Origin of the sequence: Ochrobactrum sp. WV_118_8 (assembly GCF_039631535.1) — a bacterium.
Taxonomy (GTDB): domain Bacteria; phylum Pseudomonadota; class Alphaproteobacteria; order Rhizobiales; family Rhizobiaceae; genus Brucella; species Brucella anthropi.
In genome coordinates this window covers 14,648-35,515 of the sequence record NZ_JBDIUZ010000007.1, presented here as the reverse complement: position 1 = coordinate 35,515, position 20,868 = coordinate 14,648, and the positions used below count along the sequence as shown (strand labels likewise).

The following is a 20,868-nucleotide window of genomic DNA, read 5'->3' as shown; positions in this document are numbered from 1 at the left end:
CACCGCCCCCGTAAAGCTCAATCGGCACGATTAGCAAGCCGCTTTTCCAGATGCGCCACGATAGCAAGTGCACCTGCCATCGCGGGAATTTCGTCAAACACCGGAATTCCCAGAAGCCTTGCTTTTTCGCGGTAAACCCGCCGCTTCTCGTCTAGCTCGGCCGACCCATCTGCGCGCAGTGCCAAGGCAAAATGTGCGACCCCAGGAAATTTACGCACCCTGTCTTCAATCACGGCAAAGAGATTGTCGATGGGATCGACAGATCCTCGGCCTACAAAGGCAGCGAGGTTAAGATGCATAGCCACCGCGTCGGGAGCAGCGCCTACCAACACATGATCCAAGATTTCCCCGGCAATCCAGCCGTCTTTTTCCTGAAGTGTGCGCACCGGAGTGTCGATCGGGTTCAGCACGCTTGTGCCAGGCGGAAGGCCCATTGCCTCCAGCGGGGCAAGAACCTTGGCAGAAAATGGTGCCACCGTCAGCCCATTTGCTGCAAACACATCCGTTCCCAAGACGCTTGACCCCCCGCCGTTGCCGAACAGAACGACATCGCGTGTTGGCTTGTCAGGACGCAGTTCGAACGATTGGAGGACAAGAAGCGCATCGATGAATTCATCGACAGTTGTCACCAGCGCCACCGGCAATTGGGCGGCAAGCGCATCCCATGCGCGGTCATCGCCGGCAAGGGCCCCTGTATGGGATGCGGCCGCGGCGCGTCCCAAGGCACTGCGACCGCCCTTCAGAATGACCACCGGCTTAGGTGCGGGATGGTTGCGAAGCAGGTCAAAGAAGGCCCGTCCTTCACGCACATCCTCAATATAAAGTCCCACTGCCTTTGTCTGCGGATCAGCAAAGTAGTAGTTTACTAGCTCATGGGGGGTCACGTCGGCGCTATTGCCAATGGTTACTAGGCCCGAGAAGCGCAGGCCGCGCCATTGTCCGCGTTTAATGATGTCGGTGGATAGCCCCCCCGATTGCGAGACAACCCCCACCCGGCCCACATCCCGCGGCGCACCCACCGGAAAGGTCAGGCCGCCGCGCGGTGAGTACGTGCCCAGACAGTTCGGCCCCAGTACTCGGACCTTGGCTGCGGCCGCCTTCTGCACCAGTTCTTCCTGCAAACCGCGGCCTTCTTCCATCTCGCCGAAGCCAGATGAGATAACCTGCGCGATTTTCAGACGGCCTGCCGCCTCGGCGATAACATCGGGGATGCGGGTCGCGCCGATGGCGATATAGGCATAATCCACCGGCTCCGGAGCCTCGGATATAGAGGGATACGCCGTCAAACCTTCGATTTCGCTGGCCTGAGGGTGAATGGGGTAGATCTGCCCGCCATAGCCGAAATCCTTCAGTCGCCGGATAAAGGTGTTCGCGATGGCGACATCCTTGGTTGACGCGCCCAAAACAGCAATGGTTTTAGGTTCAAACAGAGGCAGGAATTCCAGCAAGGGGTCCTGCGTGATTGTGGCCGATGCAGGGGCCTTTGTGTCGGACAAGATGAACCGCGCATCGGCTGCAACAGCGCCCTTGGCTGACACGATAACAGGGTTGAGATCAACTTCAGCGATATCATCGGCAAGCGTCATCAAAAGACCTGCCGTGCCGCCGATTGCCACCATTGCATCCAGTAGCGCCGCTTCGTCCACCGCAGCCTCACCACGGACGCCCTGCAACAGCGCCCGGCCTTTCAACTCGGCTAGCATCTCCTGTGCCTGCGTGCGGTCAATGGGGCAAATGCGGAAGGACACGTCCTTGAGCACTTCGACAAAGATGCCGCCAAGACCGACCATTATCATCGGCCCGAACTGCGGGTCACGAAAGCCGCCAATTACTACCTCGCGCCCAGGCGGAATCATTTCCTCAACCAGCCAGCCATCCACCCGTGCAGCGGCGATGGCTGGTTTTTTCGACATGACACGGATCGCATCTGCTACTGCGGCACCATCAGCCAGATGCAGTGTCACACCTCCAGAATCGGATTTGTGCAGGATCTCGGGCGATACGACCTTGACGACGAAGGGCGCAGCGAGGCCTGCTGCCTTCTGCATCCCCTCTTCAGGCGATTTGACCACAACGGAGCGCGGCGCACGAATGCCGAAGTGCGAGAGCAAGGCCTTGCCCGTGGCTTCGTCCAGCGACTGCCGACCTTCCGCGCGAGCGCTGGCGATAATCTGATGCGCACTGTGTGATTGAGTATCCATGGCCATCTCCTCAATAGCTCGTAGGCCAAGTGCGCATCAGATGCTGCCCGATGCCCCCGGTACGCCGCCGCTGCTGGATATCGAGCATGCGGATCAGATAGGCGCGGGTTTCCTGCGGCTTGATCACGTCATGGGCAGAATAGATCGTTGCCATATCCCAGATCTCCAGATCCTTCTGGATATCGTTTAATGCGGCTTCAAAGCCTTCTTCACCCGCCTTTAGGTTGTGGACAATGGTTGTGGCAAAGACCGGATCCATGAACGACACCTCGGCCATCGGCCACGCCACGATTGCATCGTTATGCGCACCCCCGCCCATGGCAACATAGGCTCGCCCATAAGCTTTGCGGCAAATCACGGTGACCTGCGGAACCGTGGTCAGGCAGGTAGCATTCATGAAATTCATGATGTGTCCTGGTGCGCCGCGGCGTTCGGCATCGGTGCCCACCACAAAGCCGGGAGTGTCCATCAATCGCACGATAGGAATGTTAAAACTGTCGCACAGCACCGTGAAATCGATGATCTTACGGCAGGCCTCAGCCGAAAGGGCACCACCGCCGACCTGCGGATTGTTGGCGATGACACCCACAACCTTACCGTCAAGCCGGGCCAGAGCCACAACGGCGGAACGGCCAAAGCGGGCCTTGAATTCAAAGATGCTGCCGGTGTCAAAGATCACCTCCATCACCTTTTTCATCGAATAGACTTGGGTCCGCTTTTCTGGAACGATATCGAGAATGCGTTCCTGATTGTCGCCAGAACCTTCGGTGACGGCGGTAACGGGTGCCAGTTCACCATTGTGGGAAGGCATGTAGGATAGAAAATGCCGGATGGCAGCCATAGCCTCTTCGTCAGTATCGACAAAGTGGTCGATCAGTCCGGTCTGTTCTGCGTGCAGGCGCCAGCCGCCCAGTTCCTCCAGATCCACCTTTTCGCCGATGGCCATCGACACGAGGCGCGGGCTGGACACCGACATAATTGACCCTTTACGCATCACCGCAAAATCGGAACAGCAGCACAGCCAGGCAGACGACCCAAAGGACGTACCAAGTGCGGCGGCGGCCCAGGGCGTGTCACGCATACGGCGGAACTGACTGGTGTCATTGCCCAACATCGTACCCATGCCCTTAGACCCCATCGCATCCGGCAGTCGGGCCCCTGTGGATTCGCCGATATGCACAAAGGGCATGCCGCGTTCGGTCACTGTACGGCGGATGTAGCCGATCTTTTTCGAATTGGTGGACCCGGTCGAAGCCCCTTTGACCGTAAAATCATTGACTACAACGCCGACATCGCGACCATTAATGCGCCCGAAGCCGGTGATCTTGCCATCGCGAGGCGTCTTTCCCGCTTCGGTTTTGGAATAGCTGGAGGCACCCAGAAGGCCCATCTCGAAAAAGCTGCCCTCATCGACCAGAGCGTTCAAACGCTCTTCGGCGTTCAGTTGGCCCTGTTCGCGGCGCTGGCTCAGCTTTTTTTCGCCACCCATTGCGGATGCGTCGGCGCGGCGCTTGTCCAAGGCCGCCAAAATGTCTTCATGTGCCATCAGTTTCTCCCTTTTTGTGTGTATTCGATCTTCTCGGCCGTCATCCGCGCCAGCTTTTCGCGGTCAAGCCGAGGGCGGTACCCCGCCACAAGCTCGATCGCGCCGTCGGCGAATGGCAGCGGATTTTCCAGCACGCGCTCCTTTGCCTTGATGAACCCGTTGAATTCACCGGCGTTCCGGATCGCGCCTTGAGCCACACAGGCCTCCATCCATGCGTGAACCTCTGATCCCAGACCATCGCCCAGCACCGGCTCCATTCCGTTGCTACGAACGGCGTCGAGGCCCTCCTTCAAGCGGCTAAGGCCCCCGAACCGTTTGAGTTTCAGTTTGCAATAGCCGACACCCGACATCGTTCCGGCGCGTTCAATGTCCTCTAGCGTGCAGATTGGCTCATCCAGCATCAACGGAACGGTGGAGGCCTTGGCAACAGCCGCGTTCGCGTCCCAGTCATCCGCGTCGCAGGGCTGTTCGAAAAGCTCAATCCCCGCAGGGTTCAGCGCGGCGGCAAAGCGGATCCCATCATCGCGGGTGAAGGCGCGGTTCGCATCTAACCGCAGCGTGGCACGATCGCTGCTGGCCGCCTGAATGCACTGCACACGGGCAAGATCTGCTTCAACATCTTTGCCCACCTTTATCTTGAAGGTGCGGAAACCCTGCGCCAGCCAGGCTTCGATCTCGCGTTCGATCTTGGCGGGTTCCGTTTCGTTGATCGGTGTCAGCAAAGGCAACTTGATGGTCTGCGGTACTTGCAGCAAAGGGTCGTCCATTAAGTGCTCGAGCGCCGTCACCAGCGCCGTCGCAGCAACCTTGCTGTGCTCAAATTCCCCAAGCGTGGTAGCAATCGCTGCGTCCGGGGTTTTTCCGATCGCGTCACGCATGTGCCTGTCAAGGAAACTCCAACCACCTTCGCGGGTCTCACTGCTGGATCCCGGGGAGATATGAGCGTCGGCGAAGGCAGTGTTGCCATCGGAATCCTCGATCTCGACGAAGAACGGCTCGAACGCCTCAAAGGTGCGATAGGACAGTCGGTACGGGCGGATCAGAGGCAGCATCAACCGCCGCAGTGTTATCTTCTGAATAGTTGGCATCGGTTGCTCCGTCAGGCCAGTCTGCTGTGTTTTCCTTTGCGTTTCCGAAGGCTGAAGAATCAGTTCGGCCTCTTTGGCTCTGGAATCAGTGGAGAAAAATAGTAGTTGCTTAAGCGACTACGCATATCTAATCTTTGCCATGCGGCTTTCGTCAATGCAACAACGATAATGCAGTCATGATCTGCCGCTCGACCCAAGGGAGGAGAGAAACAATGAAAAATTCCAAGATCGCGGTAACAGCCGTTCTTGCAGGCTTGGCGATGCCGATGATGGTAATGGCTCAGGGGTACCCCAGCGGTGACCTTCGATATGTACTGCATGTTGAACCGGGCGGCGCGACAGATGTAATGGCGCGGCGGCTAGCCGAACAATTGCAGAAGTCGCTGAACGTCAATGTCATTGTAGAGAACCGTTCCGGCGGCAGTGGCGCGCGCCAAATGGCACAGCTGTCACGGGCCACACCCGACGGTTTGACGATCGGCTCTGTCACTGCGTCGCATCTTGGGATGTTCCAGCAGTCGGGTCAGTTCAACATCGACTCGGTTGAATGGGCCTGCAACTTGGTGCTTGAGCCCTACCTTCTGGCCGTGCGTTCCGACAGCGGCATCGACACGCTTGCTGAACTGGTGGAGCAGGCCAAGGCCGCGCCGGGTTCCGTTTCAGTTGCGGGCTTCGGCGAGGCATCGGGTGGGCATATTGCTTGGCTGATGTTCGATGAAGCCGCGCAAATGAATAAGGGCGACATCAACTGGGTACCCTACAACAGCGTCGGCGATGCAACGACCGCCACATTGGGCGGGCATAACACAGTGGCCATTACCTATATTGGGCTCGTTAAACAGCATGTGGAAGCCGGGACGATGAAGGTCATCGGCATCATGTCCGATGAACGTCCAGCTAACATGCCCGATGTGCCAACCTATGCCGAGGCGGGCTTCGACGTTGATACCCGCTGGCAGCAGTTCCGCGGCATCATCGTGCCGAAAGACACACCGATCGAAGCGCAAGAGGCACTGTGTGCCGAGGTGGACAAGGTTTTGCAGACCCCGGAACTTCAGGCCTATATTTCCGAATCCGATCTTGTGCCGGGCTACATGCCGCCGGCGGAATTCGCAGAATTTGTGAAGGCACAGGAAGAAGCCACCAAAACGTGGCTCGCTCGGCTCGGACAAGGGCAGTAAAGACATGGGTCTTTTTGACAAGAAAGGCGCCGGCGTTACGCCGGCGTTGCTGGCGCCTGACCCCAAAGACCCGGACACCCCGCAAGGCCAGGCGGATGGCGAGCTGCAGGTTTCCGCTCCGTTGTTTGATGTGCTGATCTGCGGCGCTCTGCTAGCTTTGGGGCTTTCGTTCGTAGTCGGCGCCATGGGCATGCCATCATCGGAGGCAGCCTTCGACCCTGGCACTTTTCCGATGATCGCCGGATCGCTTCTGATGCTGCTGTCGGCGATTCAGATCGGGCTGACGCTGGTCGGCCGGGGCACGCCTGGCAAGGTGGTGTTCCAGCGTCCGGTGTGGCTTGCCTTGGGGATGGTACTGATCGTGGCCTTCCCCTTCGCGGTTGAAGCCTTCGGCTATTACATCGTCGCCCTGATCTGGGTTCCGGTGTTCGGTGTGGTTGCAGGTATTCGCAAGCCGCTGCCGCTTGTCATCACGACCGCTGTTGTCCTGCTGTTGGCCAAGGGCGTCTTCGAGATGCTTCTAGGCACGCCTTTACCATGATTGGAACGTACCATGTTTGAACACTTCCTTCAGGCGATCGGGCTGGTTTTCACGATCAAGGTTCTGCTCGCATTGGTTTCAGGTGTGCTTGTCGGCTACTTCGTCGGCGCGATGCCAGGACTGACCTCCTCCATCGGAATGGCCTTGCTGATCCCCTTCACCTTCGGAATGGAACCCATTCCGGCCATCGTCATGCTGGTGACGATCTACATGGCCGCTGACTATGCTGCGGGCATCCCCGCAATCCTTGTGAACGCACCCGGGCAGCCAGCGGCGGCGGTTACGGCCTTTGACGGCTTTCCCATGAGCCAGCGCGGCGAATCCGGTCGTGCCTTGAACCTGTCAATCATGGCTTCCGGGGCGGGTGCACTGATTAGCGGTGTGATGCTGGTAGTTTCGGCGCAAGTGATGGCCTCCGCCGCGCTGGCCTTTGGCCCGGCCGAGTATTTCGCCTTGGCCGTGGTCGGCCTGTCACTGATTGGTGTTCTGAGTGCAGGCTCCACCCTCAAGGCGGTGATCGGGCTGGTGTTCGGGCTGGTCGTGGTGACCATCGGTATCGATCCGATCCGCGGATCTGAACGGTTTGTCATCGACTATCTCTTGATCGACGGCATCCCCTTCCTTCCAGCGCTGATCGGGCTGTTTGCCCTATCAGAGGTCTTTGTAATGCTGGAGACAGCCAACCAGAAGATCTCGCCGATCAAGCACACGCCATCCGCCTCAGCATCGCTGCGGGCACTGGTGCCCTACAAGGCTACGGTGCTGCGTTCCTCGCTAATCGGGTATTTAGTCGGAGTGGTTCCAGGCGCAGGCGCTTCCATCGCTTCGCTGATCAGCTATGGCGTCGCCAAGAACCTGTCCCCGATCAAGGATACCTTCGGCACAGGAAATCCCGAAGGCATCGTCGCGTCAGAGACGGCCAACAATGCCGCCGTCTCGGGTGCGCTAGCGCCGCTTTTGTCGCTGGGCATTCCGGGGTCTGCCAGCGCTGCCGTTCTGATCGGCGGTCTGACGATTCAGGGCTTACAGCCGGGGCCGCTCCTGTTCTCCAACAACCCCGAAATCCCCTACTCAATCTTTGTAGCCCTGTTCCTCGGGCTGCCCATCATGGTGACAGTGGGCCTTTTTGGGGCGCGTCTTTGGGTCCAGATCACGCGGATTCCGCGTCCGATCATCGCCACCATCGTGGCGTCAGTGTCGATGCTAGGCGCCTATGCCGCTGCCAACCATACCTTCGAGATGATGGTGACCGCCATCTTCGGTGTGATCGGCTATGTTCTGCGGCGGTGTGACATCCATCCCGCGCCCATCGTTCTGGCGCTCGTGCTTGGCGACATGCTGGAGGCAAGTTTGCGCCGCGCGATGATCACCGCGAACGACAACTTCCTGGCCGTACTGAGTCAGCCAATCACAGCGGTCCTGATCGCGCTTGCAGTGCTCGTTCTGGCTTCACCGCTGCTCGGGCGACGCCGCGCAGTGAAGTGACGGCAATGAAGGATGCCGGAATGCTGATGCTCGCCGCCGTGATTGCGGCGGTGGGCGGCACCTTGGCATGGCTTGTGGGCCTGCCTCTTGCCTGGCTGGTTGGTGCTGCGATCGCCACCGCAATTTTTACGCTGACGGTGACCACCGTCGCTGTGCCCCGCCCCGCCTACCGGCTTGCGCAGCTTGTGGTGGGAACCTCGGTCGGTCTGACGGTAAGTTCGGATATTGCCCAGCGGATTAGCTGGCATCTGCTGGCCATTCCTATCGGGGCCGGCGTGTCCATCGGTATCGGCATGCTACTGACCGGCCCGCTTACGCGGTGGGGGGCCGTCGACCGAGTTACCGCACATTTTTCAATGATCCCAGCCGGGATTTCGGAAATGGCGGATCTGTCGGGCAAACATGGCGCCGATGTAGGTGCCGTTGCGACGTTTCACGCGATGCGGGTGATGTTGGTGGTCTTTCTGCTGCCACCGCTGATCTTTGCGCTGAATGGGGTGGCCACGCTTGTGGAAACCCCGGATCAGGGGGCGTGGACGCTTCCGCTGGGCATTGCCCTAGGGTCCGCGTTTCTAGCGGGGTGGGGCGGATCCCGGATTGGTTTGCCCTCGGCGTGGTTTCTAGGCCCCATGGCCTTTGTCGCGATCCTGTCGGGCACTGGGCTCGTTGCGGCCAGCGAACCGCAGGTCTTGCTTGCTGTCGCGCAGATCGCGCTTGGCCTCAGCCTTGGTGCACGCCTGAAGCGCGAGACCGTTCGGCGTCTGCCACGCGCCCTGACGGTCGGGGCGGCACTGATGATTGTACATGCAGCCGTGATGGGAGGTGTGGCCCTGGGGTTGGCGCTGTCGGTCGGTGCAGAGCCCATCACCATGGTTCTGGGACTCGCCACCGGGGGGTCGGCCGAAATGGTGCTGACGGCCCGCGCCGTAGGTGCCGATGCTGCGATCGTCGCAGCCTATCAGTTGACGCGAGGCCTGCTGGGCAACGCATTTGCCGAGCGGCTTTACCGCAAGAGGGATGACGCAAGGACGATCCCGGAAAAGAGGACACGCCGTGACGACGATCATTGACCATCCGCGCCTGCGGCCGTTGCGTCTGGCTTTGCCGCGCCTTGCACCAGGCATTGCTGTGGCCTTCACGGTTGCTGCTGCGGCCACCTTCTTGGCGGAACATTACGCCGCTCCGGTCATGCTGTTTGCGCTGTTGCTGGGCATGGCGCTGCACTTTCTTGCCGCAGATGAGAAATGCGCCCCCGGAATCGAATTCACGGCGAAAAAATTGCTGCGCTGCGGCATCGCCTTACTGGGCGCGCGTATCACCTTCAGCCAGATTTCCAGTCTTGGTGCCGGGCCGATTGTCTTGGTGGTAATCTGTCTTCTGGCGACTATCGGCTTTGGCCTACTGATGGCGCGGCTGTTGGGACGGCGCTGGACATTCGGCGTGCTGACGGGGGGCGCCGTGGCCATATGTGGCGCGTCAGCGGCGCTGGCCATTTCGGCCGTTCTGCCCAAGGATCGGGATCACGAACATAATACGCTGTTCACGGTGATCGCCGTCACGTCGCTTTCGACTGTTGCGATGATCGTCTATCCTCTGATCTTCACGGCTCTTGGCTTTGACACGATCCAGATCGGCATCCTGCTGGGCACGACGATCCATGACGTGGCACAGGTAGTCGGAGCCGGCTACGCAGTGTCTGATGAAACCGGCGATATCGCCACCTATGTCAAACTTTTGCGGGTGGCGCTGCTCCCGTTTGTCGTAGTGCTCCTGGCCGTTCTGGCAACGCGCAGTGGTGCTACGGATGGCACGGCTGTGCCATGGCCACTGTTCACCGTCGCTTTCGTGGCAATCCTGATTGCCAACAGCCTTGGCATTATCCCATCCGCCGTGGCGACATTGATGGTTGACACCTCGCGCTGGCTGCTGGTGGCCGCAATTGCGGCGCTTGGGATCAAGACTTCGCTTCAGGCGATGTTCGCCCTCGGGCCGGTCAACCTGGCCGTTGTGGTGGCTGAGACGCTGTTTCTCGCAGTGCTTGCCGTATTCATCCTTCTTCTGATCTGAAAGGGACTCTGATGACATTCCGCCCGCGCCGCAGCGCGCTTTACATGCCCGGCTCCAACGCGCGCGCGCTGGAGAAAGCCCGCAGCCTGCCCGTAGATGTGGTGATCCTTGATCTGGAGGATTCCGTCGCCCCCGATGCAAAGACGCAGGCGCGCGACACTGTTCTGCGCGCGGTTGCCGAAGGTGGATTTGGTCAGCGCGAAGTGGTCGTGCGGATCAATGCGCTGGATACGCCATGGGGCGCGGATGATCTTTCAGCCCTGTCGCAGACGCGCGCGGATGCCGTGCTTGTGCCCAAGGTGTCGTCGCGGGCTGCCGTTGTGGCTACGCGGGATGGCCTTGGTGACAACAGCTCCATCGCGATCTGGGCGATGATGGAGACACCGAAAGCCATTCTGACAGCGGCCGAGATCGCGGGCGCACGCGCAGAGGTGCCGCAGTTTGCAGCCATGGTGATGGGCACCAACGATCTGTCAAAGGATACTCGCGCACGGCTGTTGCCGGGCCGCGCTGCGTTCCAGCCTTGGCTGGCGACCTGCATTGCCGCCGCGCGAAGTGCCTGCCTTGATATCATTGATGGTGTGTTCAACGATCTGGATGATGCCGCAGGCTTCGAGGCAGAGTGCCAGCAGGGCAGGGACATGGGATTTGATGGCAAGACCCTGATCCACCCCCGTCAAATTGCGCCCTGCAATCAGGTGTTTTCCCCAAGCCCTGATGAGCTTGCATGGGCCGAACGCATCGCCCACCTGTTTGAGCAACCCGAAAACCAGGGCCTTGGCGTCGTGCGTGTGGATGGGCGCATGGTGGAGCGTCTGCACGCCGAAATGGCGCAGAGAACGCTAGTCATGGCCGGTGAGCGGTGACCAGCATGCAAGAATGCGCAAACCCGCAATTTCTGAAACCGCTGCCTCAAACCGATCTGACATATCTGTGCCTCGCCACGGCCGAGACAGAAGTGGGCCCCCTGGCCACCCTGCCACGCTCACTCAAGGTCTTGGCCGAAGACATTCTTTGGCGCTTGCCTCTGGCACAGGCGCGGCACGAAATTGCGGCGCTTCGCGGGGACGTTGCGGGGCCTGCGATCAGTTTCTCGCCCGGCCGCGCCCTGTTGCAGGATTTTCTAGGCGTTGCCCTGATGACGGATCTGGCATCCATCCGCGACGCGATCGCAGATCAGGGCGGCGATCCGCGCAGCCTTGATCCGGTGATACCGGTTGATTTCGTGGTGGACCATTCTTTGGCCGTGCAGTTCAGCGGTAGCTCTGCGGCCCTGTCTCTTAACCGGCAGGCCGAAATGGAGCGTAATCGAGAACGCTTTGCCTTCATCAAGTGGTGCCAGACGGCTTTTGGCAACTTTCGCGTCATCCCGCCAGGTCGCGGCATCATGCATCAGGTCAATCTGGAATGGCTGAGCCACGTCGTGCGGGTCTGTGATGGCGTGGCACGGCCTGACACCATGATCGGCACTGACAGCCATACGACCATGGTAAACGCGCTTGGCGTCCTAGGCTGGGGCGTGGGCGGGATCGAGGCTGAGGCGGCGATGCTGGGCATCCCATTAGAGTTCTCGCCGCCCCAAGTCATCGGGGTGCGGCTGACAGGTGATTTGCCCGCAGGAACAACGGCGACCGACCTTGTTCTGCACATCACGCAGATGCTGCGGGGCTTGGGTGTCGTCGGTGCCTTTGTGGAGTTTCACGGTGATGGGGTGGCCAAACTTCCGTTGGCCGACCGGGCGACGATTGCCAACATGTCACCGGAATACGGGGCCACCTGCACCTTCTTCCCGGTTGATCAGGCGACGATCGATTACCTACGCATGACGGGGCGGAACGACGCGGATCTGACGCGTATAGAGGCCTACACCAAGGCACAGGGGCTATGGGCGGACGAACAGCCGATCTATGAGACCGATCATGTGTTTGATCTTTCCACGGTCGAAGCCAGCATGGCAGGCCCCGAACGGCCCGAACAACGCGTGTCGCTAGCGCGAGTGCCCGCGTCCTTCGATGACCGCATGCGCAAGCTTGGTATCGCGGGCGTGGCTGGTCGCAACTGTGACCATGGAGCAGTCGCCATTGCGGCGATTACAAGCTGCACCAACACGGCAAATCCGGTTTTGATGATGATGGCGGGCCTTCTTGCGCGCAACGCCGTACGCAAGGGCTTGAAGCCGGCACCTTGGGTCAAGACCTCGCTAGCACCAGGATCGCGCGCGGTGACGGATTATCTGGACGCCGCCGGATTGACAAAGGATCTAGACGCCCTTGGGTTCCAGACAATCGGCTACGGTTGCACGACCTGCAACGGAAACTCTGGACCACTGTTACCCGATCTGGCCACGCGGATCGATAACGACGGCTTGGCAACGGTGGCAGTTCTATCTGGCAATCGTAACTTTGAAGGCCGCATTCATCCCGCGATCAAGGCCGCCTATCTGGCTTCACCCCCCTTGGTGATTGCAGCGGCGCTGGCAGGTAATATCTCGGTAGATCTGGCCACCGCGCCTTTGGGCCATTCCCCACAAGGAGAGCCGGTCACGTTGCGTGATCTTTGGCCAGACCCAGCCGAGGTGGCAGAGTTGGTGGGGCGCCACGTCACGGCAACTACCTTCCGGCGGTCTTATGAGGCGGGAATGGAAACTACAGACGACTGGGAAAGCCTGACGGCACCCGGCGGCGATCGCTTTCCATGGAGCGCCGAGAGCCTGTTCATCCAGCCATCTGCCTTTGCCGTCTTGCCACCGGCGTTGGAGAATGGGGCAAAGCTTGGGGGCCTGCGCGCGCTGTTGTCCCTGAAAGATGGCATCACAACGGATCACATATCACCCAATGCCGCGATACGTCCCGACAGTCCGGCGGGGATTTGGCTGACAGAACGGGGAACGCTACCACAAAAGCTGGGCAACTATGGCCTGCGGCGGGGCATCCCCGAAGTCTGTGCGAGAGGCATGTTTGACAACCCGTTGCTGGAAAACGAGTTCATGGCAGGGCAGCGCGGCAACCTAGCGCGTTTTGGTCAAGATATCGCCAGCATCTGGGATGTGGCGCAACGCCACGCAAAGACAGGTACCGGCCTTGTGATCGTTGCAGGCAAAAACTATGGCGCAGGCTCATCGCGCGATTGGGCTGCTAAGGGCCTGCGCTTGCTAGGCGTGGTGGCCGTGCTGGCGGAAAGCTTTGAGCGGATCCACCGCTCCAACCTGATCGGCATGGGCGTATTGCCTCTTACTTTCACCGGCGGCGCAACACGGCGAGATCTGGCCTTAACGGGTGATGAGCCGCTGACGATCGATATGCCAAAGGGTGGTCTTACCCCAGGTGCAACGCTGCATGTGCAGGCTAATGCCGTGCAGTTGCCATTGCGGCTTGAGGCGCATTCGCCGGCCGAGGTAGCACTGCTGAACGAAGGCGGTCTGTTGCCGATGATCCGCAAACGTTTCGCAGGAGGCGCGGTAGCCTGAAAATTGTTCGGCCTGCCCCTGTTTCGGGGCAGGCCTGCACTACGGCGATATTGTCGGCGGATGCTCTCACCTGATCTTTGCGACCAGTGACCAGACCTTCGGCAGGATCAGCACGGCAATCGCGATTTTCACCAGGTCACCGGCGATGAAGGGCACCAAGCCAAGCGACACGGCTTGCATCAGACCGACATGCACCGCAAGCCAACCGACCCCAAGCATGTAGATGATCGCGGTGCCAAGCCCCATGGTGGCCAATGTTCCACGCATCGTCCGGTGCCAGCCGCGATCAGCGAGACCGCCGACGATCACCGCCGCCACGAGGAAACCGAATAGATAGCCCGCCGTAGGGCTAACGAGAAAGGCGATGCCACCACCCGCCGCGAAAACGGGCAGACCGACCGCGCCCTGTGCCAAATAGGCCGCCAGAGTTGCAGCCGCCAGCCGTGCGCCGAAGCTGACCGCAATCAGCAGTACGGCGAGCGTCTGCATGGTCATCGGCACGGGCCACATCGGCACCTGCACGCGGGCAGATATCGCGATCACAGCCGTACCCGCCGCAATAAATGCGATCTGCCGGATCAGCCCTTTAATACCGTCCTGCTGCGCCCACAGGTGATCCGCGAGAGTGGGTTGAGTTGTCACGATACTATCTCCTTGGTTGCGGCACCCAGCAGCGCCATTCTGTGTTCATCGATGAAGCCGGTGTAGACGTCACCCGCTGTGAAGCTTTCGTTTTCAAGACAAGCGATCAGGAAGGCGCGGTTTGTCTGGACCCCCTCAACCGTCAGATCGCGTAGCGCCTTCGCCGCGGTGACCCGCGCCGCGTCGCGTGTCGCTCCGTGCGCAATCACCTTTGCAATCATCGGGTCATAAAACGGCGTCACGCTATCGCCTTGGCGGTACCCGCTGTCGATCCGCAAATCCGCGGCCTCGGGCGGGAGGGTGAATACCGACAGAGTCCCCGGCGATGGCATGAAGTGTTTTGCCGGGTTTTCGGCGTAAAGCCTGCATTCGACGGCATGGCCCTGACAGCTGACCGTGGCTTGCGGTACTTTCTGCAGATCACCCGATGCAAACTGCAACTGCATCGACACCAGATCCTGCCCGGTCACCATTTCGGTCACGGGGTGTTCGACCTGAATGCGCGTGTTCATCTCAAGGAAGAAGAAATCAAAACTTGCCGCGTCTACGATGAATTCCACCGTGCCTGCCCCGCGATAGGCGGTGTGGCGGCATAGCGCGACAGCGGCTGCCGTCATGCGCGCGCGCACGAATTCCGGCAGTCCGGGGGCGGGGCTTTCCTCGATCACCTTCTGAAAGCGCCGCTGTAAGGAACAGTCGCGCTCGTAAAGATGGATTGCACCTACTTCGCCAAAGCCAAACACCTGAATTTCGATGTGCCGCGCCTTCGGAACAAAACGCTCCAGAAACACAGACCCGTCACCAAATGCCTTACCCGCCATGGATTGCGTTGCGGCCACGGTTTCCAGCAGCTTGGACGGATCATCGACCATCCGCATGCCGATGCCTCCGCCGCCTGCCGCCGCCTTAACTAGAAGGGGATAGCCAACCTTGGCCCCCGCCGCCTCGACCCCCTCGATGTCGCCAGGCGCGAACCGACCAGATCCCGGCACGATCGGCACACCTGCCGCCATGGCGAGATCTCTGGCGCGTTGCTTGTCACCCATGGCGCGGATGGAATCTGGGCTGGGCCCAACCCAAATCATTCCCGCAGAGATCACCGCTTCGGCGAAGTCGGCATTCTCGGCCAAAAAGCCATAGCCGGGATGAACTGCATCCGCGCCGGATTGTCGGGCTGCCTGCAACACTTTGGCCACATCCAGATAGCTTTCCCGTGCGGGGGCTGGGCCGATGGCCACGGCCTCGTCGGCGTCGGTGACATGGGCTGCGGTGGCATCAGCGTCGGAATGGACCGCGACGGTTGCAATGCCAAGAGCGCGGGCCGAGCGAATAATGCGGCGCGCAATTTCTCCCCGGTTAGCAACAAGTAGCTTTTTCATGTCAGGCCTCTATGCGGGCGACAACAGTCCCCTCAGTCACAGTCGCGCCTTCTTCGGCTACGATTTCGATCAGAACACCGTCCTCGGTGGCACAAACAGGAATCTCCATCTTCATCGACTCGAGAATCATGATCGTGTCGCCTTCGGCGAGCGTCTGACCGACCTGCGCCTCTATCTTCCAGATATTGCCGGTAATCTCGGTCTTCACATTGATGATTGCCATGGTGTCCTCCTCTGCAACCCGCATGTCGTTGGTTTGACCATAGGGGACAAATTTAGTAGTTGCAATAACAACTACGAACATGCCAAACACATCGGCAGATGTAGGAGAACCTCCGATGGATATTGCGAAACTAACGCCCTGGATTGGCCGAAACGAGACACGCAAAGCCTTTGTCGACGCTTGGCCGATTGAGGGTTTAAAAGCGTTGCTGGACCATGCGGAAGCAGCGGAACAAGGCGCCATAGCGCCGCTTCTGTCGCAATGGCTATATTTCGGGCCGACGGTGGCACAGTCGCAGATCGACGTTGACGGGCATCCGAAACGCGGAGGGTTTCTGCCCCCCGTAGCATTGCCGCGCCGTATGTGGGCAGCCAGTGATATCCGGTTCCACACCCCGCTACGCATCGGGGCGCCCGTGATCAAGACCGCCGAAATCGCGGATGTGTCTTTAAAGCAGGGAGAAAGCGGTGCGCTTGTTTTCGTCAAGGTCATGAACCGGTATGAGTCCGACGACACCCTTGCTATCGAAGAAGAACAGACGCTGGTCTACCGCGACCATCCGCCCGCCGGATCGGTGGCACCTACCGGCAAGCAGGCGCCCGCCGCACCTGCATGGAGCGAGCGGCACTGCCCGGATGAGACGATGGTGTTTCGCTACTCGGCTGTCACCTTCAACGCCCACCGCATCCATTACGATCGCGACTATGCAACGGGTACAGAAGGATATCCCGGCGTCATCGTTCAGGGCCAATTGTTGGCCACACTGATGCTGAACGCCTGTCCCGCTGGCACAGATCAAAAAATCCGACGCTTCAGCTTTCGCGGTGTGCAGCCTGTTTTCACCAATGAGACGGTGTTCGCCGAGGGACGCGAAAATGATGCCGGATTTGATCTGTGGATTCGCGATGACAAAGGTGTCGTGCGAATGACCGGCACCGCGACACTGAATAACTGACAAAGGATAACCCGAATGCACAACGGCCTTTTTACGTCGGAAAGTGTTTCAGCCGGGCACCCGGATAAGATCTGTGACCAGATCTCAGACGCCATTCTGGATGCCTGTCTAGCACAGGATTCTATGTCACGCGTCGCCATGGAAACCGCGATCAAGGGTGATCTGCTGTGCCTTGTAGGGGAGGTGACCACCCGTGCGGAAATTGATTTTGACGCAGTGGCGCGCGGTGTATTGCGCGACATTGGCCATGGCGACGGCATATGGGGGGTAGACCCTGACAACATCCGCATCTTGCGGCAGATCAGCCATCAGTCGCCCGAAATCAGTTCCGGTGTAAGTCAGGAAGATACGGGCGCGGGCGATCAGGGCATCATGTTCGGCTTTGCCTGCACCGATACGCCCGAATTCATGCCCCTTCCGATCCAGCTTTCCCACGAGCTGATGCGCCAGCATCACAGGCTTCGCGCCACCGCTGCGGGGCGTCTGCTTGGACCAGATGCCAAGTCACAGGTTACGGTCCGCTATGAGGACGGGCGACCGCTGCATGTGTCACACGTCGTAATCTCGTCTCAACACGCCGCCGATCTGTCGATCGAGTCGGTGCGCGCGTTGCTGCGCGCCGAGATTGCTGAGCCAGTTTTGGGTGACTGGATCACCGCCGACACGATTTTCCATTTGAACCCGGCAGGTACCTTTCATGTCGGCGGACCGCAATCAGATGCGGGGCTGACGGGACGCAAGATCATCGTAGATACCTATGGCGGCTACGCGCGCCACGGCGGCGGTGCCTTTTCAGGAAAGGATGCCACCAAGGTAGACCGGTCAGGGGCATATGCCGCGCGCCAATTGGCCAAGGACGTTGTAGCGCGCGGATGGGCGAGCGCCTGCGAGGTGCGCGTCGCCTATGCCATAGGCGTGGCAGAGCCGGTCGAAATCTCTTTCGATGTGGATAGCGCTGCGGTACCTGCTGAGCTTTACCGCGAGCTGGGGATCGATCTCTTTGACGTGATGCGGCCCCGCCGCATCATCGAGCGTCTAAGGTTGACGAGGCCCTGCTTTCGCCCGACGGCGACCTTCGGGCATTTCGGGCAGACAGGCTTTTCGTGGGAAGACAAATTGACACTGTAGTGCGCCACTTTGTACGCCACGGCTTTGATCCTTCTGTGTAGCCTAGCCTTTAAGTATCCTCGATTTGCGGGGGCGGAAAAAACATGAATATCATACGGCGTATCTGGTGTTTGCGGCCGACGAGGACTGTGGCTCTGTTTGCGGCAACTCGGTTAGCTCCCTTGGGGTATGATGCGGCTCTGTTGCACAAATCGGCGGATGATCGGACTGCCCCTATCCCCGGACAGACCTATCCTGCGACCTTCGTGACGGGGATGCCGAGCGCGGTGAAGCCGTTCAGGACGGCAACACGGACCTGGAACTCGGCGACCTGACGGTCGAAGTCCCGCGCCATGAGGCGCTGGCCCAGCAGTTTGACACAGTGCATCTTTGTCTCGACGCGGCTTCGGCGGTGATAGCCGCTCCATCGTCGCCAGATCGTCCGGCCGAAGCGTTTTGATGCGCGCAGAGCTTCGTTGCGGGCGATTGCCCCGGGGGTGTCGGGTTTCCAGGGTTTGGCGTTCTTCCTCGGCGGAATGATTGCTGCTGCACCGCGGGCGGCGATGGCGTCATGGCATTTGCGCGTGTCGAAGGCGCCATCAGCGGTGACGCTGGCGATCTCTTGATCAGGCGAGATCTGGTCGAGCAACTCGGGCAACATGGGCGCGTCGCCTACGTCGCTGGTGGTGAACTCCGCGGCCCTGATTTCCAGCGTTTGCTCGTCAATTCCGATGTGGATCTTGCGCCAGACACGACGTTTGGTGCCACCGTGCTTGCGCGCGTTCCACTCCCCTTCACCTTCGACCTTGATGCCGGTGCTGTCGATCAGAAGATGCAGCGGGCCATGCGAGCCGCGGTGGGGGATGTTGACCTTCAGGGTCTTCTGGCGACGGCTCAGCGTGCTGAAGTTGGGCACAGCCCAGTCCAGGTCGATCAGCCCCAGCAGGCTTTCGACGAAGCCAGTCGTCTGTCTGAGCGCCATGCCAAACAACACCTTCATGGTCAGGCAGGTCTGGATGGCTGCGTCACTGTAGTCGGGCTGTCGGCCACGTTTCCCGGTCGGCGCAGCCTCCCAGGTCATGGTGGGATCGAACCAGATCGTCAGCGAACCGCGCTGCTTGAGTGCCGCATTGTAGGCTGGCCAGTTCCTTGTCTTGTAGGCAGGGGGTGTCGGCTTGCTCATACCCTCCAGCTACCACACTGGATTCACGACATGAATCCCTCATGGGATTTGTGCAACAGAGCCGTATGATGCCGATCCATCTCCGAGAAATTACAGCGCCCCGATAGGTACCAAATAATGCGCATCGTGATCCTCGATGACTATCAGTGTGTTGCGAAAACGATGGCAGATTGGTCAGGACTGCACGCCGATGTTTCAGTGAGCAGTATTCACATTCCTGAACGCGCTGCGCTGGTGGAGCGACTGCGTGGTGCCAGCGTTGTGGTGGCAATGCGCGAGCGAACGCCGTTTCCAGCGGATCTGTTGGCCTCCCTACCTGACCTGCGCTTGCTTGTCACGACCGGCATGGTCAACCGCGCTATTGACCTCGACGCTGCTAGGGCGTGCGGTATCACCGTTTGCGGCACGCCGGGCAGTGGGTATGGTGCATCAGAACTAGCCTTTGGGTTGGTGCTTGCGCTTGCGCGAGGGATTCCTCAGGAAACCAAACGATTCCATGCCGCTGACCCGATTTGGCAGACTGCGGTTGGCATGGATCTGTGTGGCCGGACTATGGGCATCTTGGGCTTCGGTCGGCTCTGTTGCACAAATCGGCGGATGATCGGACTGCCCCTATCCCCGGACAGACCTATCCTGCGACCTTCGTGACGGGGATGCCGAGCGCGGTGAAGCCGTTCAGGACGGCAACACGGACCTGGAACTCGGCGACCTGACGGTCGAAGTCCCGCGCCATGAGGCGCTGGCCCAGCAGTTTGACACAGTGCATCTTTGTCTCGACGCGGCTTCGGCGGTGATAGCCGCTCCATCGTCGCCAGATCGTCCGGCCGAAGCGTTTTGATGCGCGCAGAGCTTCGTTGCGGGCGATTGCCCCGGGGGTGTCGGGTTTCCAGGGTTTGGCGTTCTTCCTCGGCGGAATGATTGCTGCTGCACCGCGGGCGGCGATGGCGTCATGGCATTTGCGCGTGTCGAAGGCGCCATCAGCGGTGACGCTGGCGATCTCTTGATCAGGCGAGATCTGGTCGAGCAACTCGGGCAACATGGGCGCGTCGCCTACGTCGCTGGTGGTGAACTCCGCGGCCCTGATTTCCAGCGTTTGCTCGTCAATTCCGATGTGGATCTTGCGCCAGACACGACGTTTGGTGCCACCGTGCTTGCGCGCGTTCCACTCCCCTTCACCTTCGACCTTGATGCCGGTGCTGTCGATCAGAAGATGCAGCGGGCCATGCGAGCCGCGGTGGGGGATGTTGACCTTCAGGGTCTTCTGGCGACGGCTCAGCGTGCTGAAGTTGGGCACAGCCCAGTCCAGGTCGATCAGCCCCAGCAGGCTTTCGACGAAGCCAGTCGTCTGTCTGAGCGCCATGCCAAACAACACCTTCATGGTCAGGCAGGTCTGGATGGCTGCGTCACTGTAGTCGGGCTGTCGGCCACGTTTCCCGGTCGGCGCAGCCTCCCAGGTCATGGTGGGATCGAACCAGATCGTCAGCGAACCGCGCTGCTTGAGTGCCGCATTGTAGGCTGGCCAGTTCCTTGTCTTGTAGGCAGGGGGTGTCGGCTTGCTCATACCCTCCAGCTACCACACTGGATTCACGACATGAATCCCTCATGGGATTTGTGCAACAGAGCCATCCTGAACCATACTTGCGACAGCCGAACAATCTGTGATTGAGGTAGGTCCAGAAATAAAATTTTGAAGTATAATTGATTTTTATTCAGCAAAATCGCCGCTGGTTAAAACTTTTGGTCGCTTAAACATCGGTGATTTTACACTTCAACGTAGCACAGGAAAAGTGCTTCATGACCCGTT

18 protein-coding genes are annotated in these 20,868 nt (G+C 59.8%); 10 read left to right on the top strand and 8 right to left on the bottom strand.

Annotation, left to right across the window (positions count from 1 at the left end):
- Positions 1-17: 17 nt before the first annotated feature.
- The 3 genes from ABDF71_RS27110 to ABDF71_RS27100 are packed head-to-tail and all read right to left on the bottom strand — an operon-like array spanning position 18 to position 4,835.
- On the bottom strand, positions 18-2,201 hold the full coding sequence (locus ABDF71_RS27110) for an acetate--CoA ligase family protein (RefSeq protein ID WP_313709557.1): 2,184 nt from the start codon (positions 2,199-2,201) through the stop codon (positions 18-20).
- 10 nt (positions 2,202-2,211) lie between these two features.
- Positions 2,212-3,747 (bottom strand): acyl-CoA carboxylase subunit beta, encoded by a 1,536-nt coding sequence (locus ABDF71_RS27105; RefSeq protein ID WP_313709558.1) that lies wholly within the window; start codon positions 3,745-3,747, stop codon positions 2,212-2,214.
- Positions 3,747-4,835: a mandelate racemase/muconate lactonizing enzyme family protein gene (locus ABDF71_RS27100; RefSeq protein WP_500062019.1), complete on the bottom strand. Its 1,089-nt coding sequence runs from the start codon at positions 4,833-4,835 to the stop codon at positions 3,747-3,749. The genes ABDF71_RS27105 and ABDF71_RS27100 overlap by 1 nt, the downstream gene beginning before the upstream one ends.
- A gap of 212 nt (positions 4,836-5,047) precedes the next feature.
- Between ABDF71_RS27100 and ABDF71_RS27095 the strand changes: the two genes are divergently transcribed.
- The 7 genes from ABDF71_RS27095 to acnA are packed head-to-tail and all read left to right on the top strand — an operon-like array spanning position 5,048 to position 13,575.
- A complete protein-coding gene (locus ABDF71_RS27095; protein ID WP_313709446.1) occupies positions 5,048-6,016 on the top strand; it encodes a Bug family tripartite tricarboxylate transporter substrate binding protein in 969 nt (322 codons plus the stop codon).
- A gap of 4 nt (positions 6,017-6,020) precedes the next feature.
- The gene (locus tag ABDF71_RS27090; protein WP_313709445.1) at positions 6,021-6,557 is read left to right on the top strand and encodes a tripartite tricarboxylate transporter TctB family protein; all 537 of its coding nucleotides are present in this window, start codon (positions 6,021-6,023) and stop codon (positions 6,555-6,557) included.
- 12 nt (positions 6,558-6,569) lie between these two features.
- The gene (locus ABDF71_RS27085; protein ID WP_313709444.1) at positions 6,570-8,042 is read left to right on the top strand and encodes a tripartite tricarboxylate transporter permease; all 1,473 of its coding nucleotides are present in this window, start codon (positions 6,570-6,572) and stop codon (positions 8,040-8,042) included.
- 5 nt (positions 8,043-8,047) lie between these two features.
- Positions 8,048-9,112, top strand: coding sequence for an AbrB family transcriptional regulator (locus ABDF71_RS27080; protein ID WP_313709443.1), 1,065 nt, complete (start codon positions 8,048-8,050; stop codon positions 9,110-9,112).
- Positions 9,096-10,109 carry a YeiH family protein gene (locus ABDF71_RS27075; protein ID WP_500062018.1) on the top strand — a complete coding sequence of 338 codons (1,014 nt, stop codon included), beginning with the start codon at positions 9,096-9,098 and terminating at the stop codon, positions 10,107-10,109. The genes ABDF71_RS27080 and ABDF71_RS27075 overlap by 17 nt, the downstream gene beginning before the upstream one ends.
- Positions 10,110-10,120: 11 nt before the next feature.
- Positions 10,121-10,975: an HpcH/HpaI aldolase/citrate lyase family protein gene (locus ABDF71_RS27070; protein WP_313709441.1), complete on the top strand. Its 855-nt coding sequence runs from the start codon at positions 10,121-10,123 to the stop codon at positions 10,973-10,975.
- Positions 10,976-10,980: 5 nt separating this feature from the next.
- The gene (gene acnA / locus ABDF71_RS27065; RefSeq protein WP_313709440.1) at positions 10,981-13,575 is read left to right on the top strand and encodes an aconitate hydratase AcnA; all 2,595 of its coding nucleotides are present in this window, start codon (positions 10,981-10,983) and stop codon (positions 13,573-13,575) included.
- A 66-nt stretch (positions 13,576-13,641) separates the two neighbouring features.
- Here acnA and ABDF71_RS27060 read toward each other — a convergent pair whose 3' ends face one another.
- From ABDF71_RS27060 to ABDF71_RS27050, 3 genes are read right to left on the bottom strand one after another with little or no spacing between them, the layout of a single operon-like run.
- Positions 13,642-14,217 carry a biotin transporter BioY gene (locus tag ABDF71_RS27060; RefSeq protein WP_313709439.1) on the bottom strand — a complete coding sequence of 192 codons (576 nt, stop codon included), beginning with the start codon at positions 14,215-14,217 and terminating at the stop codon, positions 13,642-13,644.
- Complete coding sequence (locus ABDF71_RS27055) at positions 14,214-15,596, bottom strand: acetyl-CoA carboxylase biotin carboxylase subunit (RefSeq protein ID WP_313709438.1); 1,383 nt, start codon at positions 15,594-15,596, stop codon at positions 14,214-14,216. The genes ABDF71_RS27060 and ABDF71_RS27055 overlap by 4 nt, the downstream gene beginning before the upstream one ends.
- Position 15,597: 1 nt before the next feature.
- Complete coding sequence (locus ABDF71_RS27050) at positions 15,598-15,819, bottom strand: acyl-CoA carboxylase biotin carboxyl carrier protein subunit (RefSeq protein ID WP_313709437.1); 222 nt, start codon at positions 15,817-15,819, stop codon at positions 15,598-15,600.
- A gap of 115 nt (positions 15,820-15,934) precedes the next feature.
- Between ABDF71_RS27050 and ABDF71_RS27045 the strand changes: the two genes are divergently transcribed.
- Complete coding sequence (locus ABDF71_RS27045) at positions 15,935-16,774, top strand: HTD2 family dehydratase (RefSeq protein ID WP_313709436.1); 840 nt, start codon at positions 15,935-15,937, stop codon at positions 16,772-16,774.
- Between the two features lie 15 nt (positions 16,775-16,789).
- The gene (metK, locus tag ABDF71_RS27040) at positions 16,790-17,902 is read left to right on the top strand and encodes a methionine adenosyltransferase (RefSeq protein WP_313709435.1); all 1,113 of its coding nucleotides are present in this window, start codon (positions 16,790-16,792) and stop codon (positions 17,900-17,902) included.
- A gap of 229 nt (positions 17,903-18,131) precedes the next feature.
- On the opposite strand, the gene ABDF71_RS27035 is transcribed toward metK, so the two are convergent.
- Complete coding sequence (locus ABDF71_RS27035) at positions 18,132-19,064, bottom strand: IS5 family transposase (RefSeq protein ID WP_313709434.1); 933 nt, start codon at positions 19,062-19,064, stop codon at positions 18,132-18,134.
- A gap of 162 nt (positions 19,065-19,226) precedes the next feature.
- Here ABDF71_RS27035 and ABDF71_RS27030 point away from each other — a divergent pair, with 162 nt between their 5' ends.
- Entirely contained in the window at positions 19,227-19,712 is a 486-nt protein-coding gene (locus ABDF71_RS27030; protein WP_500062017.1) for a Rossmann-fold NAD(P)-binding domain-containing protein, read from the top strand.
- On the opposite strand, the gene ABDF71_RS27025 is transcribed toward ABDF71_RS27030, so the two are convergent.
- Entirely contained in the window at positions 19,693-20,625 is a 933-nt protein-coding gene (locus tag ABDF71_RS27025) for an IS5 family transposase (protein WP_313709434.1), read from the bottom strand. The two genes, ABDF71_RS27030 and ABDF71_RS27025, sit on opposite strands and share 20 nt — an antisense overlap.
- Positions 20,626-20,868: the final 243 nt, after the last annotated feature.

Excerpts from the sequence above, each read along its gene's own strand:
- ABDF71_RS27045 (WP_313709436.1), top strand. The coding sequence starts at position 15,935 with ATGGATATTGCGAAACTAACGCCCTGGATTGGCCGAAACGAGACACGC.
- ABDF71_RS27070 (WP_313709441.1), top strand. The coding sequence starts at position 10,121 with ATGACATTCCGCCCGCGCCGCAGCGCGCTTTACATGCCCGGCTCCAAC.
- ABDF71_RS27085 (WP_313709444.1), top strand. The coding sequence starts at position 6,570 with ATGTTTGAACACTTCCTTCAGGCGATCGGGCTGGTTTTCACGATCAAG.
- ABDF71_RS27080 (WP_313709443.1), top strand. The coding sequence starts at position 8,048 with ATGAAGGATGCCGGAATGCTGATGCTCGCCGCCGTGATTGCGGCGGTG.
- ABDF71_RS27100 (WP_500062019.1), bottom strand. The coding sequence starts at position 4,835 with ATGCCAACTATTCAGAAGATAACACTGCGGCGGTTGATGCTGCCTCTG.
- ABDF71_RS27030 (WP_500062017.1), top strand. The coding sequence starts at position 19,227 with ATGGCAGATTGGTCAGGACTGCACGCCGATGTTTCAGTGAGCAGTATT.
- ABDF71_RS27050 (WP_313709437.1), bottom strand. The coding sequence starts at position 15,819 with ATGGCAATCATCAATGTGAAGACCGAGATTACCGGCAATATCTGGAAG.
- ABDF71_RS27035 (WP_313709434.1), bottom strand. The coding sequence starts at position 19,064 with ATGAGCAAGCCGACACCCCCTGCCTACAAGACAAGGAACTGGCCAGCC.
- ABDF71_RS27110 (WP_313709557.1), bottom strand. The coding sequence starts at position 2,201 with ATGGATACTCAATCACACAGTGCGCATCAGATTATCGCCAGCGCTCGC.
- metK (WP_313709435.1), top strand. The coding sequence starts at position 16,790 with ATGCACAACGGCCTTTTTACGTCGGAAAGTGTTTCAGCCGGGCACCCG.
- ABDF71_RS27105 (WP_313709558.1), bottom strand. The coding sequence starts at position 3,747 with ATGGCACATGAAGACATTTTGGCGGCCTTGGACAAGCGCCGCGCCGAC.
- ABDF71_RS27095 (WP_313709446.1), top strand. The coding sequence starts at position 5,048 with ATGAAAAATTCCAAGATCGCGGTAACAGCCGTTCTTGCAGGCTTGGCG.
- acnA (WP_313709440.1), top strand. The coding sequence starts at position 10,981 with ATGCAAGAATGCGCAAACCCGCAATTTCTGAAACCGCTGCCTCAAACC.
- ABDF71_RS27090 (WP_313709445.1), top strand. The coding sequence starts at position 6,021 with ATGGGTCTTTTTGACAAGAAAGGCGCCGGCGTTACGCCGGCGTTGCTG.
- ABDF71_RS27055 (WP_313709438.1), bottom strand. The coding sequence starts at position 15,596 with ATGAAAAAGCTACTTGTTGCTAACCGGGGAGAAATTGCGCGCCGCATT.
- ABDF71_RS27025 (WP_313709434.1), bottom strand. The coding sequence starts at position 20,625 with ATGAGCAAGCCGACACCCCCTGCCTACAAGACAAGGAACTGGCCAGCC.